We start from the raw sequence: 15,743 nt of genomic DNA on the forward strand, positions 1-15,743 counted from the left end.
TCCGGACAACGCCTGACGGGCCGCGGGCGGCGGTATTTTCCTTGATAGGGGCTAGTTGCCGGCGCTTTCCATGCGGCGGTGCTCGATCACCTCTTCCAGCCAGCCGAGTTTCATCTCGGGCACGGAACTGAGCAGCAGGTCGGTATAGGCGTCGAAGGGCGGCGAAAGGACCTGCGACTTGGTGCCATAGCGCACGACCTTGCCCTGGTACATCACCGCGATGCTGTCGGCGATGGCGCGCACCGTGGCAATGTCGTGGGTGATGAAAAGATAGGCCACGTCCTCGATCTTCTGCAGGTTGAGCAGCAGCTTGAGGATACCGTCCGCCACCAGCGGATCCAGCGCGCTCGTGACCTCGTCGCAGATGATCAGCTTGGGCTTGGCCGCCAGCGCGCGCGCGATGCACACACGTTGCTTCTGCCCCCCCGACAGCTCCGCCGGGTAGCGGTCCTGGAACCCGTCGCCCAGTTCGATCTCGTCCAGCAGCTCCTGGATGCGCTCCTGCTTGGCGCGGCCCCTCAGGCCGAAGTAGAATTCAAGCGGGCGGCCGATGATGGTGCCGACGGTCTGCCGGGGGTTCATCGCGGTGTCGGCCATCTGGTAGATCATCTGCAATTCGCGCAGATCGTCCAGCGGGCGCTTGGCCAGTTCGGGGTTCAACTCCCGCCCGTCGAAGGTGATCGTTCCGTCCGATTGCGGCAAGAGCCCGGTGATCACCCGCGCCAGCGTCGATTTGCCGGACCCGCTTTCGCCCACGATGGCCAGCGTCTGGCCGGGGTGCAGATCGACGTTCACATCGCTCAGCACGTCGAAATTGGTGCCGCGATAACGCGCGGTGATAGTCTCGACCCTGAGCATCGGCGTGTCGGTCGGCTTTTTCTCCTCGTGGCGGATCGACCGGACCGACACCAGCGCCTTGGTGTACTCTTGCTGCGGGGCATTGATGATCTGGTCGGTCGTGCCGTATTCCACCATCGACCCGCTTTGCAGCACCATGATGTGGTCGCTGACCTGTGCTACGACAGCCAGGTCATGCGTGATGTAAAGCGCGGCCACCCCGGTGTCGCGGATCGCGTCCTTGATCGCGGCCAGCACGTCGATCTGTGTGGTCACGTCCAGCGCTGTGGTGGGTTCGTCGAACACCACCAGATCGGGCTCCGGGCACAGCGCCAGCGCCGTCATGCAGCGTTGCAGCTGTCCGCCTGACACCTGGTGCGGATAGCGGCTTCCGATCGTCTCGGGATCGGGCAGGCCCAGCTTGCGAAACAGATCGACCGCGCGCTCCTCGGCTTGCCTGCGCGAAAACTTGCCCTGGAACACGGCGGCCTCCGTCACCTGCTCCATGATTTTCTTGGCGGGGTTGAAGGACGCCGCCGCCGACTGGCTGACATATGTCACCTCGGCCCCGCGCAGGCGGCGCTTGTCGCGCAGCGATGTTGAGATCACGTCGCGCCCGTTGACCCAGACCTCGCCGCCGGTGATCTCGACCCCGCCGCGGCCATAGGCCATCGCGGCCAGCCCGATGGTGGACTTGCCCGCGCCGGATTCCCCGATAAGGCCCAGCACCTTGCCTTTCTCCAGGTCGAAATCGACGCCATGCACGATCTCGATGTCATGCGGGCGCTCGCCCGGCGGGTACACGGTCGCCCCGATCTTGAGGCCTCTGACTTTCAGCAACGGCTCACTCATCCGCGGCCTCCTTTCAGGCTGGTCGTGCGCCCCAGCACCCAATCCGCCACCAGGTTGATCGAGATGCAGAGCGCGGCAATCGCATAGGCGGGGTAAAGCGCCGCCTGGATGCCGTAGTTGATGCCTTCCTTGTTCTCTTTCACAATGCCGCCCCAGTCGGCCTGCGGCGGTTGCACGCCAAGGCCAAGGAACGACAGGGTCGAGACGAACAGCACCATGAAGATGAACCGAAGGCCCATTTCCGCAACCAGCGGCGACAGGGCGTTGGGCAGGATTTCGCGAAAGATGATCCAGCCGATCTTTTCGCCGCGCAGGCGGGCCGCCTCGACATAGTCCATCACGGTCACATCGACGGCCACGGCGCGCGCCAGCCGGTAGACCCGCGTGCTGTCCAGCAGCCCCATAAGCAGGATCAGGATGGTGATCGTGGTGGGCATCACCGACAGCACCACCAGCGCAAAGATCAGCGAGGGGATCGACATCACCAGATCGACGAAGCGCGACAGCGTCTGGTCGATCCATCCGCCCGACACGGCGGCGAAAAAGCCCAGCACGGACCCGGTGACAAAGCTGATGACGGTGGCCACGGTTGCGATGAAGATGGTGGTGCGCCCGCCATAGATCATCCGGCTCAGCAGGTCGCGCCCGATACTGTCGGTGCCCAGCAGGTAGTCGTCCGAGGGCGGCTCCCACACGTCGCCCACGACCTCGGCCATGCCGTAGGGCGCGATCAGCGGGGCAAAGATCGCCATCAGGAAAAACACGGCCGTCAGGACCAGGCCGATCAGGGCGGCAATTGGGATATTCTTCATTTCGGATGCCTCAGCCGCGGATTGGCAAGGATCGACACGATATCCGCCACCAGATTGAGCCCGATGTAGACGGCCGCAAAGATCAGTCCGCAAGCCTGCACCACCGGCACGTCGCGTTTGGACACGTGATCGACGAGGTACTGGCCCATGCCCGGATAGGCAAAGACGACCTCGACCACGACGACGCCGACCACCAGGTAGGCGAGGTTCAGCATCACAACGTTGACGATGGGTGCGATGGCGTTGGGAAAGGCATGGCGAAAGATCACCGTCAGGCCCGACAGGCCCTTCAACTCGGCGGTTTCGATGTAGGAGGATTGCATCACGTTGAGGATCGCGGCCCGCGTCATGCGCATCATGTGCGCCAGCACCACAAGCACCAGCACCATGACCGGCAGCGCGATCGCGTCCAGCTTTTGCAGCAGGCTCATGTCGTCGTTGATGATCGCGACCGATGAGAACCAGCGCAGCTTGATCGCGATCCAGTACATCAGCAGATAGCCGATCATGAATTCCGGGATCGAGATCGAGGCGAGCGTCACCCCCGAGATCAGCTTGTCGGGCCAGCGGTCCTTGTAGCGGACGGCCAGAAGCCCGAGGAAAATGGCCAGCGGCACCGCGATGATCGCGGCCCAGAAGGCAAGGAAAAGCGTATTCTTCAGCCGGCCGCCAAGGCTTTCGGCGATGTCGCGGCCATTGGTCAGCGCCGTGCCCAGATCGCCCTGAACGATGCCGCCCAGCCAGGCGAAATACCGGGTTATCGCAGGATCGTTGAGCCCCAGCTCACGCCGCAGGTTGGCCAGTGCCTCTGGCGTCGCGGATTGACCGAGAATGGATTGGGCCACGTCGCCGGGCAGGATCGAAGTGCCCGCAAAGATCAGCGCCGACGCGGCAAGAAGCAGCAGGAAGCCCAGCGCAAGGCGCTGGGCAACCAGTATCAGGATGGGGTGCATGAACCTAAAGGACCCTTATGCGGTCTTCAGCCAGCACTTGATCGGTGCCTTGTTGTTCATCAGTTCCGAGTTGGGGTCTTCGGTCCAGCCGCCGACATCGGTGCTGACGCCATCGACGAAGTCGTTGAACATCGGCAGGATCAGGCCACCCTCGTCGCGCAGCATCCGGCCCATCTGGGAATAGATTTCCTTGCGTTTGGCGGTGTCCAGTTCGCCGCGCGCTTCCAGCAGCATCGCGTCGAATTCGGGCCGCTTCCAGCGCGTGTCGTTCCAGTCCGCGGTGGACAGATAGGCGGTGGAATACATCTGGTCCTGCACCGGACGCCCGCCCCAGTAGCTGGCGCAGAACGGCTGCTTGTTCCAGACCTCCGACCAGTAACCGTCGTTCGGCTCGCGCTTGATCTCGAGCGGGATACCGGCGGCCTGCGCGGACTGCTGGAACAGCGCCGCGGCATCGACCGCACCGGGAAACGCGCCGTCGGCGGTCCGCAGGATGATCGGGCTGCCGTCGTGACCGGACTTCTTGTAGTGCTCGGCGGCTTTTTCCACGTCGTAGGTGCGCTGCGGGATGCTGTCGTCGAACAGCGGATAGCTGGCGTTGATGGGCATGTCGTTGCCGATGCTGCCATAGCCGCGCAGGATCTTGTCGACCATTTCCTGACGGTTGATCGCATATTTCAGCGCCAGCCGCAGGTCGTTGTTGTCAAAGGGCGCCGTGTCGATGTGCATGATGAACACATAGTGACCCCGGCCCGACACGCTCTTGACCTCGATGTTGGGCGCGCGGCCCAGCAGGTCGGCGATCTTGGGATCGACGCGGTTGATCATGTGCACCTGGCCCGACTGCAACGCCGCGGTGCGCGCGGTGGCGTCGTTCAGCACGATCACCTCGTTGAATTCGGTGTGACCCCGGTTGCCCGCGTCCCAGAAGTTCTCGTTGCGCTTGAAGCCGTGGCGCACGCCCGGCTCGTCGAATTCCAGCGTATAGGGGCCGGTGCCGATGCCAGCGCCGGGGTTGTCCATGCCGCCGTCGGGCTGGATCATCAGGTGGTAGTCGGCCATCAGGTACGGCAGGTCGGCGTTGGGTGTGCTCAGCTCCACCACGAAATTGTCGCCATCGACCTTCATGCTCTCGATGCCGCGCATGATGCCCAGTGCGCCCGACTGGCTGTTCTCGTCCGAGTGGCGCTGCATGGTCTTGAGCACGTCTTCGGGGGTCATGGTCTTGCCGTTGTGGAATTCCACGCCCTTGCGGATCTTGAACATCCAGGTCTTCGCGTCCGCCGTCGCCTCGACGCTTTCGGCCATGCGGTTTTCCAGCGTCCCGTCGGGGGCCACTTCGACCAGCGTCTCGTACAGGTGGCGCAGGTTGTCCAACGGCACTTCGGAGGCGGTCAGCGCCGGGTCGAGCGTGTTGGTGCTTTCACCGCCCGAGGAGCCGATCTTGAGCGTGCCACCCTTGACCGGCGCCGCGTGTGCCGCGGCGCGTGCGGGCTGCGCCAGCATCGAGTTGGCGACAGCGGCGGTCACGCCAAGCGCGGCGGCCCGACCGACGAATTCGCGGCGTGTCATCGTGCCGGCGGTCACGCGGGCCTTAAGGTGGTTCAGTTGGTCGTTCATTGGTATCTCCCGGTTGGAATCATGCGTCTGGTGCGCAGTTTTTCTTGATTGATGAGTTAAGTTTGCGCATTTCCGCTTGTGTCGCAAGGGAAATACCCGGTTGACATGACAGACGCGTCACAGGTGATCGCGCGGAATTTCGTCCGACACATCGCGGGCATAGATCAACGTCCCGTTCTCCCAGGCTTCGATCCTCGCGCTCAGATAGAAGGTCGTCGCGTCCGACCACATGCCGCAGCGGGTTTCGGTGCACAGGGCGATGCCGTCGCGTTCAAGCGTGTCGGTCCAGTGGCACTGCCCGCGCGCGCTCAGCGGATCGTCGGGGTGAATGCTCCAGCGTTCGCGCGCGACGGACCCGCCGATCAGCCCGTGGTCGGCATCGCGGACCTTGCCGAAATCGTCCTCGATGATCAGGCTGACGGTCCCGGTGGTCAGATCGGTTTCCTGCCGCCGGGTGCTCGACCCCTCGCGCAGCGTCTCGACCGCCCAGGGCTCGGCGGTGGTGGGCGGCTCGAAAACGTGCTCCGGCCCGGTGGCGGTCTCGCGCAGCGGCAGATCGATCGCCCCCGCGCCTAGCGACACGCCCGCCGCCTCCGGCCCGGGCCAGATCAGCGGCCAATAGGCGGTGGAAATGGCGATGCGCAGGCGGTGCCCCCTGGGCACGCGATAGGCGACATGATCAAGCGCCAGCGCGATCTCCTCGCTCTGGCCCGGCGTCATCGGTTGCGGGTCGGCGGCGCTGCGGCGATGGCTGAGGTTCAGCACGCCATAGGTGATCCGGGTCGAGGCCCCATCGGGATGCACATGGCACAGCCGCACGGCGATCTGCGCCTGCGGGCGGTCGGCGGCCAGTGTCAGCGTCAGGCGCGGCGCGCCGACGATATCCATGTCCTGCGCCAGCGGCCCGGTGTCGAAGCAGGCCGACAGCGCATCGTCGCCGCGCTGGTCGCCGGGCATTTCCGGGCCCAGCCAGATCGCGCAGTATTCGCCCGCCGCCGCCCCGCAGTCCTGCGGCGAGGCCACGTGCCGCGCCAGCGGCCCGGACGTGTGGCCAAGCCCCGCATCCGTCAGATGCAGGCGTTGCGTCGGCAGGTGCGACGTGGCGCCCTGCATCTCCGCGATCCAGCGGCCGGGGCGCTGCGTGTACCAGGTGGCCGGGCGCACCCCGTCCATCAGGTAGGCGCGGTAATCGGGGTCGCGCTCTACGCCGGTATCAGCATCCTTGAGCCAGCGGTCCCACCAGCGCAGCGCCTCTTGCAGGAAACCGATGCGCGGTTCGGGCACGGCGAAATGCGGGTATTTGTGCACCCAGGGACCGACGATCCCCTTGGCGCCGGGCAGCGCCTCGACCAGTTGCGGCACCGCGTTCTTATAAGCATCGCCCCAGCCGCCGACGGCCAGCACCTTGGTCTTGATCGCGGAATAATCCTCGATCACCGAACCATGCCGCCAGTAGGCGTCGCGGCGCTGATGGCGCAGCCAGATCGAGGGCAGGAACGGCTCCGCGTCCAGCCGCTCCAGCCACATCTCGCGCCAGTCGTGCGGGCGCAGGGCGGGGTCGGGCGCACGGCTCGAGAAGCTCCACATCGTGGCGCCCCAGCCAAGGTTTTCGTTCAGCAGGCAGCCGCCCTTGTAGTGGATGTCGTCCGCGAACCTGTCCACGGTCGAGCACAGCGTGATCACCGCCTTCAGCGGATCGGGCGCCAGCGCCGCCACCTGCAGGCCGTTGAATCCGCCCCAGCTGATCCCCATCATGCCGACCCGGCCCGTGCACCACGGCTGCGCGGCCAGCCAGTCGATCACCTCGACCGCGTCGGACAGCTCTTGCGGGGTGTATTCGTCCTCCATCAGCCCTTCGCTGTCGCCGTTGCCGCGCATGTCGACGCGCACGCAGGCATAGCCGCGCGCGGCGAACCACGGATGGGTCAACGCGTCGCGCGCGCAGGTGCCGTCGCGTTTGCGGTAGGGCAGGTATTCCAGGATCACCGGCACCGGATCGTCGCCGGCGTCCGCGGGCTTCCAGACCCGCGCGGACAGGCGGCAGCCGTCGCCGAGAATGATGCCCATATCGGGGTCTTCGGTGATGTCGCGGAGCGTGTTCTGACCTGTGTTCATACGCGCGACGATCAAAGGCGCCGCGGCACTTGTCAACCGCCGCGATAGGCGATCAGCAGGTCCATGACATTGGTGCCCGTGGGCCCGCTGCGCAGCAGTGCGCCACGCGCGTCGAGCCAGGTGCCCGCGTCGGCCGCCGCCAGCGCCGCGTCGCCCGAGGTGTCCCACGTGCCGCCGTCGACGATGGCCCCCGCCGCATCGGTGGGCCCGTCGCTGCCATCCGTCCCCGCCACTAGGATCCGCAGATCGGACCGGCCCGCGATTTCACGCGCCAAAAGCAGCGCCAGCGCCTGGTTGCGCCCGCCGCGGCCGGGGCGATCCGGCAGGATCACTGTGGGCTCTCCGCCCAGCACCGTCAGGCCGGGGCCGCCCGTGATCAGGTCGGCGGCGATCCGGGGCGCAAGCGCGGTGATGTCGTCATAGAGCGTTTCAGCCGTGCGCGCGACATGCAGGCCCTGTGCCTGGCCCGCGGCGACGACCGCCTGCCGGGCAATGGCGTTGCTGGCCACGATGCGGGCGTCAAATGCGAACCGGGGCGCGTCGGGCGCGTCGCCCAGCCCCGAGCCGATGACGGCAAGGCTGTCGCCCTCGACATCCGAAATCGCGAGCGTGGTGACGCGCGCGCCGGCGAAGGCCGCCAGCAGCTTGCCGCCCTTGATACGGCTGAGGCCACGGCGCACGGTGTTCATGGTGGCGATGTCGGCCCCCGACCCCAGAAGCGCGCGGGTCCGCGCCGCCAGCGCGTCGAGCCCCATATCGTCCACCGGATATTCCGCCAGCGCAGAGGCGCCGCCCGACACCAGCATCAGCAGATGCGCGCTGCCACCGCCGCAGGCGCGCACGCGGTCGAGCAGGGCCCGCCCCGCGCGCAGGCTGGCTTCATCGGGCACCGGGTGGCCGGCCTCGATCACCTGCGCCTGCACCGGCGCGCCCGCCGCGTGGCCGTGTTTGGTCACGATCAGTGTGGGGGTCTCGGGAAACTCCGCGCAGGCAGCGCGCGCCATCGCGGTGGCGGCCTTGCCCACCGCCAGGATGAGATCGGGGCGCGGCACGGGGCGGACGCGCAGGGCGCGCGCCACGCTGGTCTCTCCCGAGACGGCATCGACGCCCGCCTGCCAGAGTGCGCGCAGATCCGGGTGCGCGGTCATCGCGCCGGGCCCCCGGCCTGGACAGGGTGGCAGGGGCGGGAGCCTCCGGCGGGGATATTTGGAAACAAGAGAAGCATCAGGGGTGCGCGCTGTCCAGCCAGATGGTGACGGGGCCGTCGTTGGTGAGCGTCACCGCCATGTCGGCGCCGAACCGGCCCTTGGCGGTGGGGATGCCGAGGGTCGAGAGATGATGGGCGAAGTGGTCGTAGAGCGCCTCGGCCCGGTCGGGTTTCGCAGCCCCCGAAAAGCCGGGGCGGTTGCCTCGCGCGGTGTCGGCGGCCAGGGTGAACTGGCTGACCACGAGGGCGCCGCCGCCGGTCTGGGCAAGGCTGAGGTTCATCTTGCCGCCCTCGTCCTTGAACAGGCGCAGCTTGGAGACCTTGAGGGCCAGCGCCTCTGCGGTGGCCTGCGTGTCGTCGGGCATGGCGCAGACCAGGATCAGCAGGCCGGGCCCGATCTGGCCCACCGTGTCGCCCCCGACCGCGACCTGGGCGTCGGTCACCCGTTGCAGCAGCGCGCGCATCAGGTGGCCCAGTCGATGATGTCGCCGGGGGCGGCGCGATCGGTGCGAAAGCCGTTGGCGGGATGGTCCGCATCGCCGTAGCCGAAGGAGATCGCGCAGAGCACCAGGCGATCATCGCCCAGACCGAAGTGGCGGCGCACGAGGTCGGAGTAGGAGGCCACCGCCGCCTGTGCCACCGTATCGACCCCGAGCGCCTTGGCCGCGAGGGTGAAAGCGGTGACGAAGCCGCCGCAATCCATCGCGCCGTAGGGGCCCAGTTCGGCCGGGCTGGTGACGATGGCGACATGCGGTGCGTCAAACAGCGCGAAGTTGCGCATCATCTGCGCGCCCGACCCCGCGCGGTCGCCTTTCTGCACGCCCACCGCATCGTAGAGCTGCCAGCCGCAGGCGCGCCGTCGCTCGGCATAGACGCCGGAGTAGCCGCTGGGGCCGTCGATGTCGAATTTCGGTGTCGCGGTCGCGACCTCGGCCTGAAGGGCGTCACGGAATCGGTCGGTGGCGGCGCCTTCGGTCACCGTGACCTGCCAGGGTTGCGCGTTGCACCACGACGGCACGTGCCGCGCGGTACGGACGATACGGTCTATCACATCGCGCGGCACGGGGTCGGGGCGAAAGGCGCGGCACGAATAGCGCGCCTTGAGGATGTCGGTCAGGGTGTCGATCTGGGTCATGGAAAGTGGGCCTTGGGGTTACTGGTTGAGAGCATAGACATAGCCGACCGCCGCCGCCAGCAGCCCGCCCAAAACGATGGCGATGGCGATCTTGACGGCGGACCAGGGGCGTTCGCCCTGCACCTTGCCGGTACGGCCGTTTACGACGAACCTGTATGTTTCGCCACGGTATTTGTACGCCGCCAGCCACACGGGCAACAGGATATGCTTGAACGTCACATCGCCCAGTTGCGTGTCGATTGCGTGCACGCGCTGGCGATCGCCGCCGATGTCAAATTTCACGTCCCGCTCGATCTGGCGGTCCATGATGTGGCGCGCCTCGACAAACCCCTCCTCGAGCGGCACGGCGTAGCCTTCGGCGCGAAACCCGGCGAGGTATTCCGGCGCGTAGGGTTCGAGTGCGGACAGATCCCACGGCTCGAGCGCGTCGGTGAACCGCTTGGGCAGGCTGCGCGAGGCCAGCACGAGCACGTCGTCGAAGAACCGCGCGACCCGGCCCGCTGCCGGTGTCCAGCGCACCTTGGCCACCCTTTGCAGCTGCGGCTTGCCGTCGCGCATCACGGTGCGGTTCTCGTAATAGACGATGCCGCGTTCACCCCTGTAGCGCGAGGTGGTATCGGCGTCGAAGGTCCAGTACGGGACGTAGATGCCCTGCATCCGCCGCCCCTTGCGGGCGTAGTCCTGCAAGCCGTTGGGCGCGAACCATAGACCGCCCAGCCAGTCGGTCATGGCGCTTCGGGCCTGTGTCTCGGACAGGGCAAAGGGCAGAACGCCGCGCGGCTTGATATGGCGGTGGGTGCCGGTATCGGCCACCACCGGGGTGGCGCAGAACGGGCATTCGGTGGCGTGCACGGCGGGATCGAATTCGACCTCTGCCGCGCAGTTGGGGCATCTGGAGACGCGGGTGACCTCCATCTCGGCCTGGGGCAGGGTGGCGTTCAGGGCCGCGTCGAAGTCAAGCTCTGTCAGCGGCGCGTGCCATGGGCCGGGTGTGGCCAGATCCTGGGTATTGCCGCAATGATCGCAGACCAGGCGCCCCTGGCCGGGGTCAAAGCGCAGGTCGGCGCCGCAGCTGTCGCAGGGAAAGCGGTGTTCGGTGCGCGGCGCGGGCGGGGGGGCGGTATCGGTCATCGCTCACGGCAGCCCATGCATCGCGCGCGGCGTCATCGCACCGCGCGCCGCGGCCAGTGCACACATCGCGGCACCGCACAGGCCAAACGCCAGCGCCACGCCGGTGCCTTGCACCCCGTCGGCCAGCAGCACCGCCAGCAGCACCGCGACCGACCAGTGCAGCGCGATCGTGGCGCGACGGCGGGTCATCGGAGCGGCAGGGACGGGCAGACGGCGCATGGGATCACAAAAACCGATGGAGCGCCTTGGGCGCCATGATCCGCAGCGCGTTGTCGCGCAGTTTCAGGTGTCGCCAGACGTGAAACCCGGCATGGGCGATGGCGATCACGCCCAGCAGGTAGAATTCATAAATATGCACAAGACCGATCAGGTCGTTGGCCTTTGGCATGTTGAGCGGCGGCGCCACCGGCACCACGCCGCCGGCCTTGAGCAGGCGCGCAGAGGTCAGGCCAAGCCCGAACCCGGTCAGCGCCACGCCGAACAGGCCCCAGATCAGCGCGACATGCAGCCAGCGATGCACCCGCCGCGCCCAGGGCGGCAGTTTCGGGCCGGGGCGGCTGGCCAATCCGCGGCGCATGTAATCGGCCGTCCACAGCAACGAAAACGTCACGAAGATCAGCCCGAGAACCGAATGAAACTGAAACGCGGCCGGCCCCAGCGGCACCACGTCCGAGGGGGTGACCAGCACAAACCAGATCAACAGCGGCACCATCGACCAATGCAATGCCTTGAGCGCGGTGCGGCGGCGTGGCAGGCGGTCGCGCAGCGAGGTTATCACGGTCTTCACGGGCATGGGCGCACGCTCCCTCAGACGCCGGGCGGAGGCGGGGGCGGCAGCACGGTGAAAAGCTGCGCCAGCTCCGCCACGTCCTCGGCCCGCATCCAGCCATCCTGACCCGGGGTCCAGACGAACGTGTCGCGGGTGATGTCGCCATCGGCGGCCATGCGGCCCAGCCGCGCCTTGGAAAAGGGGCCCGTCGTCGCGCCGTCCCTGGCGATGTGCCAGACGTGCTCGATGGGCGGGGGCGGGGGCGCGATCTGCGCCGGCGAAGGCGCGGGCGCCGTGGTCGCGGGGCGCGCGCCCCAGGGCCCCGATTGCGCCGCCGCGTGACCGATCTGCATGCCCAACCCCGCGCCCAGCCCGGCCTGGAGGGCCGCCGCACCGCCGCCGTCGCGGCCAAGCGCTTCGGCGGCCTGGAATTGCATGTACTCGCCAAGGTTCCCGATCACCCCCATCGACGATCGTTTGTCCAGCACCGCCTCGACCGCCGGCGGTAGCGAGATATTCTCGATGTAGAGTTCCGGCATGCTCAGTCCGTAGTCGGCCAGTTGCCCCGCGATTTCACCGCCGATGAGCTTGCCCAGCTCGCGGGTGTTTGCGGCCATGTCGAGCACCGGGATATTGGCCCGCGCCAGCGTGCGCGATACTTCCTGCACCAGGATGTTGCGGATCTGAAAGCTGATCTCGTCCATGGTGAATTCGCCGTCGGTGCCGACGATTTCGCGCAGGAATTTCGCCGGGTCGCTGACCCGGATGCTGTAGGTGCCGAAGGCACGCAGGCGCACCGGGCCGAATTCCGGGTCGCGCACGATGATGGGGTTCTTGGTGCCCCACTTGAGGTCGTTGAACCGGGTCGTGTTGACGAAATAGACCTCGGATTTGAAGGGACTTTTGAAACCGTGATCCCAGTGTTGCAGGGTCGTCATCACCGGCATGTTGTTGGTCTCGAGCATGTAGAGGCCCGGCGTGAACACATCGGCAAGCTGGCCTTCGTGCACAAAGACGGCGGCCTGCCCCTCGCGCACGGTCAGCTTGGCGCCGTACTTGATCTCGTGGCCCTCGCGCTCGAACCGCCAGACCATCGTGTCGCGGGTGTCGTCGGTCCAGTGGATGACGTCGATGAATTCGCCCGACAGGAAATCGAAAATGCCCATGTCAGTGGTCCTTTTTGTTGGGGTCCGGCCCGGTCACAGCGGGCCCGTGGTCAATTCGCGCGCCAGGATGCGGACGATCGGCGCGGCCTCCTGCGCGGTCATGCCGGGGCGCAGGCGCGGATCATACAGCATTTTCAGCAGCATTTCGTCATGTGTGGTCAGCAGCGCGAATTCGTCATCGTCATTGAAGATCGACGGCCGCGCGGCGGGGCTGTCATTGGCCAGCCCAAGGCCCTGCGCCAATTCCTCGTGAATGCAGCTGAGCCGCAGCAGATCGGGGTTTTCCGCGCGAATGACGGCGACGGCGGCGGTATAGGTGCTGGCGTCGGGCCCGGCGGCAAAGGCGGCCACGACGCAATAGGTGTCGCGGCGCAGGCTGCGCAGGGCGTTCAGGCTCTTGTCGCTGATCTCCGGGATCCGGCGCGGCACCTCTTCCAGGGCCGCGGCGCGATCGTCTTCGCCCGCGATGATGACCAGGAAATTCGGCTCTCCGGTGGTGGCGATCTGGTGACCGGTGGCGCGCGACAGGCGGTTGGCGTACTGGCGGACGTCGTAATCGTCGTTGTCGCGCTGCGAGGGGGGGATGCTGTCGCCGAAGATGATCTTCATCCGCACCGGCCCGGTCCAGCGGCGCAGCGGGCTTTGGCCGCCGCGCCCTTTGAAATCGCTGTCATATTCGTTGTAGAACACGATCTGTTCGAAATTCCGCGCCAGCATGTCGGCGGTAAAGGGCGTGTCGGGCCCGCCGCCGTCGCGCCGCAGCAGACCCTGCGACACCTGCGCGCGCTGGACCTCGTTGAGGTAGCTGCGCAACATCGCGCTCTTGATCGAGGTGGGCTGCGCGACCACCACCGGCTTGGCGATGCCCGCGGGCCGGGCCCGCGGCGTCAGCACCGGATCCACCGGCGGCAAGGCGCCGCAGGCCGCCAGTGTCGCGGCCGCGGCGCACAAGCCACCCAATACGCGGCCGCGTCTGATATTCGCTGTCAGGCGCCCCATGCCCGGATCAGCGCGGCACGGACGTGGCGGCGGTGTCGCCGGTCCCGGTCGCGCGCGCCTTGGCCGAGGCCAGCGTGTCGCGCAGCCTGGCTTCCATCTCGCGCAGTTCGGTCTCGGCGACGGCGCGTTTCGCCTTGCCCTCGTCCGCGATCTGCAGGCTTTCCTCGATCGTCCCGATCAGGTCCGCATTGGCCTGCTTGACCGCCTCTATGTCGAACACGCCGCGCTCCATCTCCTGGCGGATCATCTTGTTGCTGTCGCGCAGGTTCTTGGCGTTGGCGGTCAGCAACTCGTTGGTCAGGTCATTGGCCTCGCGCACCGCGCCCGCCGCTTCGGCCGAGCGTTGGATGGTCACGGCCTGCGCCAGTTGAGTCTCCCAAAGCGGGACGGTGTTGACCAGCGTCGAATTGATCTTGGTCACCAGCGACTTGTCGTTTTCCTGCACCAGGCGGATGGAGGGCAGCGACTGCATCGTGACCTGCCGGGTCAGCTTCAGGTCATGCACCCGACGCTCCAGATCGTCGCGCGCGGCGCGCAGGTCGCGCAACTGCTGGGCCACCATGACCTGCTTGTCCTCGGGGGCCTTCTCGACCTCGGCGGCCTTGGCGGGAATCGCCTTGGCATCGAGCTGCGCGAGCTTTTCCGTCCCGGCCGCGATATAAAGCGCCAGTTCGTCGTAGAATTGCAGCGTCTTTTCATAAAGCAGATCAAGCGACTTGATGTCCTTGAGCAGCGTATGTTCATGCCCCAGCAGATTGTCCGTGATCCGGTCGATCTGTCCCTGCACTTCCTCGAACTTGGCGGTGAACTTGGCAAAGGGCGCGGCGCGGCCCATCAGGCGTTCCCACCAGCTGCGTTCGCGGCGCACGTCCAGTTCGGACACCGAAAAGCCGCGGATCGTGGTCACGATGTCGCGCAGGCTGTCGCCGGCGGGGCCGACGTCCTTGTTGCGCACGTCCGCCAGCATGGCCTGGCTGATCTCCTGCAATTCGGCCTGGGCCGCGGATCCGAAGGACACGATGGAATTGGTGTCCTCCATGTCGATCTCGTCCATGCGGCGGGAAATCTCGGCCTTGAGCGGCGCGTCGGCGTCCTTGAGGGGCACGATGGCATTGGCATCCGCCGGTTCCGGCAGCAGCGTTCCTGTGACTTTCTCAACCTCTGCGAGGTCTTGTGCGGCTTGGGTGCGAACGGTGTCGGACATGGGTCAAGTTCCTTGGATGGCAATACGTGTCAAAGGCTGGGCGTCAGTCTAGGCGCACGCCCTCGCGCTGCAACCGGTCGCGCAGCACTTCTATCTCAATATTCAGGTCACTGCGATCGTCGAGCAGCAATTTCCGGGTGCGCGCGGTAAAGTTCCGGTCCAGATCGTCCAAAAGCGCGGCATAATCGCTTCGGGCCTGCGGGCTGCGGCTGCGGATATAGATGTCGGCGAACTTCACCGTCGCGTCACGCGCGCCCATCAGGTAGACGCCCAGGTACTTGCGCGCCGCCGTCAGGTCGCGGGGGTCTTCCTCCACCGTGCGGATCAGGTCGCGGGCGGTGGACTGGAACTGCGCCATGCGGGTGTCCAGCGCGCGATCGCCGACCGCCGCCAGCGCCTCGGACATGGCGGCGAGGTATTTCTCGGCGTCGTCGACAACCCGCGCCACGCGGTCGTGCTGAAAACCGTCGCGCCCCTCCATGCCCTTGCTGCGCAGGGGGTCGATGCCAAAGGCCGCAAGGTGCAGCGCCGCCGCCGCCACGCCATAGATCATCGGCGCGACCAGCCCCGGTTCCGTCTTGTAGGCGGCAATCGCGACCCCGACGCCGGTCAGCCCCGAGGCGATCATCTTGCGCGGCAGCGCGGGCCGGCGCGCGACCTTGCGCACGGCAAAGGCGGCTTCGGCCTGCAACCCGCCGCGCAGCAGCCAGGCGGCGCCCGTCAGCACCGCCGCCGATACAAGCCCCAAGGCCAGCCCGATCGCCCCATCGTCGAGTGAAGTCAGGGCCACGAGTGCTGCGGGAAGGAACAAGAGATTGGCCCGTGCGCCCACCGGATCGACCCGCGCGCCGGCAAAGGCACTGCGCCGCGGCGTGTCCTCGGGGGAGGAATCCGAGGGCGCGGCCCCATCGGGACTGTATTTCCCACCGTAGCGTTTGGCCAT

Annotated in this window: 15 protein-coding genes; all 15 read right to left on the bottom strand. The window is 66.8% G+C overall.

Annotated elements, in window-relative coordinates:
• Window positions 1-51: 51 nt before the first annotated feature.
• The 15 genes from FDT80_RS13895 to FDT80_RS13965 all read right to left on the bottom strand — a co-directional run bounded on the left by FDT80_RS13895 (window position 52) and on the right by FDT80_RS13965 (window position 15,743).
• Complete coding sequence (locus tag FDT80_RS13895; protein ID WP_138662901.1) at window positions 52-1,689, bottom strand: ABC transporter ATP-binding protein; 1,638 nt, start codon at window positions 1,687-1,689, stop codon at window positions 52-54.
• On the bottom strand, window positions 1,686-2,501 hold the full coding sequence (locus tag FDT80_RS13900) for an ABC transporter permease (RefSeq protein WP_138662902.1): 816 nt from the start codon (window positions 2,499-2,501) through the stop codon (window positions 1,686-1,688). Before FDT80_RS13900 ends, FDT80_RS13895 begins: the two co-directional genes overlap by 4 nt.
• Complete coding sequence (locus FDT80_RS13905) at window positions 2,498-3,454, bottom strand: ABC transporter permease (protein ID WP_138662903.1); 957 nt, start codon at window positions 3,452-3,454, stop codon at window positions 2,498-2,500. The genes FDT80_RS13900 and FDT80_RS13905 overlap by 4 nt, the downstream gene beginning before the upstream one ends.
• 15 nt (window positions 3,455-3,469) lie before the next feature.
• Window positions 3,470-5,074: an ABC transporter substrate-binding protein gene (locus FDT80_RS13910; protein ID WP_138662904.1), complete on the bottom strand. Its 1,605-nt coding sequence runs from the start codon at window positions 5,072-5,074 to the stop codon at window positions 3,470-3,472.
• A 117-nt stretch (window positions 5,075-5,191) separates the two neighbouring features.
• Window positions 5,192-7,189: a CocE/NonD family hydrolase gene (locus tag FDT80_RS13915; RefSeq protein ID WP_138662905.1), complete on the bottom strand. Its 1,998-nt coding sequence runs from the start codon at window positions 7,187-7,189 to the stop codon at window positions 5,192-5,194.
• 32 nt (window positions 7,190-7,221) lie between these two features.
• Entirely contained in the window at window positions 7,222-8,337 is a 1,116-nt protein-coding gene (locus tag FDT80_RS13920) for a DUF4147 domain-containing protein (protein WP_138662906.1), read from the bottom strand.
• Window positions 8,338-8,413: 76 nt separating this feature from the next.
• Entirely contained in the window at window positions 8,414-8,860 is a 447-nt protein-coding gene (dtd, locus tag FDT80_RS13925; protein ID WP_138662907.1) for a D-aminoacyl-tRNA deacylase, read from the bottom strand.
• Complete coding sequence (locus tag FDT80_RS13930; protein ID WP_138662908.1) at window positions 8,860-9,531, bottom strand: nitroreductase; 672 nt, start codon at window positions 9,529-9,531, stop codon at window positions 8,860-8,862. The genes dtd and FDT80_RS13930 overlap by 1 nt, the downstream gene beginning before the upstream one ends.
• A gap of 18 nt (window positions 9,532-9,549) precedes the next feature.
• Window positions 9,550-10,662 (bottom strand): TFIIB-type zinc ribbon-containing protein, encoded by a 1,113-nt coding sequence (locus FDT80_RS13935; protein WP_138662909.1) that lies wholly within the window; start codon window positions 10,660-10,662, stop codon window positions 9,550-9,552.
• Window positions 10,663-10,665: 3 nt separating this feature from the next.
• Window positions 10,666-10,851: a hypothetical protein gene (locus tag FDT80_RS13940; RefSeq protein WP_138662910.1), complete on the bottom strand. Its 186-nt coding sequence runs from the start codon at window positions 10,849-10,851 to the stop codon at window positions 10,666-10,668.
• Window positions 10,852-10,885: 34 nt separating this feature from the next.
• Window positions 10,886-11,455, bottom strand: a complete 570-nt coding sequence (locus FDT80_RS13945; protein WP_138662911.1) for a cytochrome b — start codon at window positions 11,453-11,455, stop codon at window positions 10,886-10,888.
• 14 nt (window positions 11,456-11,469) lie between these two features.
• On the bottom strand, window positions 11,470-12,597 hold the full coding sequence (locus FDT80_RS13950; protein ID WP_138662912.1) for an SPFH domain-containing protein: 1,128 nt from the start codon (window positions 12,595-12,597) through the stop codon (window positions 11,470-11,472).
• Window positions 12,598-12,630: 33 nt separating this feature from the next.
• Window positions 12,631-13,596 carry a DUF2927 domain-containing protein gene (locus FDT80_RS13955; RefSeq protein WP_138662913.1) on the bottom strand — a complete coding sequence of 322 codons (966 nt, stop codon included), beginning with the start codon at window positions 13,594-13,596 and terminating at the stop codon, window positions 12,631-12,633.
• Window positions 13,597-13,603: 7 nt separating this feature from the next.
• On the bottom strand, window positions 13,604-14,800 hold the full coding sequence (locus FDT80_RS13960; RefSeq protein WP_138662914.1) for a toxic anion resistance protein: 1,197 nt from the start codon (window positions 14,798-14,800) through the stop codon (window positions 13,604-13,606).
• Window positions 14,801-14,843: 43 nt separating this feature from the next.
• Window positions 14,844-15,743, bottom strand: coding sequence for a 5-bromo-4-chloroindolyl phosphate hydrolysis family protein (locus FDT80_RS13965; RefSeq protein WP_138662915.1), 900 nt, complete (start codon window positions 15,741-15,743; stop codon window positions 14,844-14,846).

The sequence above is a fragment of the Sulfitobacter sabulilitoris genome (genome assembly GCF_005887615.1).
Taxonomy (GTDB): Bacteria; Pseudomonadota; Alphaproteobacteria; order Rhodobacterales; family Rhodobacteraceae; genus Sulfitobacter_E; species Sulfitobacter_E sabulilitoris.

Coding starts and splice junctions, on each gene's coding strand:
- FDT80_RS13895 (WP_138662901.1), bottom strand. CDS start 1,689: ATGAGTGAGCCGTTGCTGAAAGTCAGAGGCCTCAAGATCGGGGCGACC.
- FDT80_RS13900 (WP_138662902.1), bottom strand. CDS start 2,501: ATGAAGAATATCCCAATTGCCGCCCTGATCGGCCTGGTCCTGACGGCC.
- FDT80_RS13905 (WP_138662903.1), bottom strand. CDS start 3,454: ATGCACCCCATCCTGATACTGGTTGCCCAGCGCCTTGCGCTGGGCTTC.
- FDT80_RS13910 (WP_138662904.1), bottom strand. CDS start 5,074: ATGAACGACCAACTGAACCACCTTAAGGCCCGCGTGACCGCCGGCACG.
- FDT80_RS13915 (WP_138662905.1), bottom strand. CDS start 7,189: ATGAACACAGGTCAGAACACGCTCCGCGACATCACCGAAGACCCCGAT.
- FDT80_RS13920 (WP_138662906.1), bottom strand. CDS start 8,337: ATGACCGCGCACCCGGATCTGCGCGCACTCTGGCAGGCGGGCGTCGAT.
- dtd (WP_138662907.1), bottom strand. CDS start 8,860: ATGCGCGCGCTGCTGCAACGGGTGACCGACGCCCAGGTCGCGGTCGGG.
- FDT80_RS13930 (WP_138662908.1), bottom strand. CDS start 9,531: ATGACCCAGATCGACACCCTGACCGACATCCTCAAGGCGCGCTATTCG.
- FDT80_RS13935 (WP_138662909.1), bottom strand. CDS start 10,662: ATGACCGATACCGCCCCCCCGCCCGCGCCGCGCACCGAACACCGCTTT.
- FDT80_RS13940 (WP_138662910.1), bottom strand. CDS start 10,851: ATGACCCGCCGTCGCGCCACGATCGCGCTGCACTGGTCGGTCGCGGTG.
- FDT80_RS13945 (WP_138662911.1), bottom strand. CDS start 11,455: ATGCCCGTGAAGACCGTGATAACCTCGCTGCGCGACCGCCTGCCACGC.
- FDT80_RS13950 (WP_138662912.1), bottom strand. CDS start 12,597: ATGGGCATTTTCGATTTCCTGTCGGGCGAATTCATCGACGTCATCCAC.
- FDT80_RS13955 (WP_138662913.1), bottom strand. CDS start 13,596: ATGGGGCGCCTGACAGCGAATATCAGACGCGGCCGCGTATTGGGTGGC.
- FDT80_RS13960 (WP_138662914.1), bottom strand. CDS start 14,800: ATGTCCGACACCGTTCGCACCCAAGCCGCACAAGACCTCGCAGAGGTT.
- FDT80_RS13965 (WP_138662915.1), bottom strand. CDS start 15,743: ATGGCCAAACGCTACGGTGGGAAATACAGTCCCGATGGGGCCGCGCCC.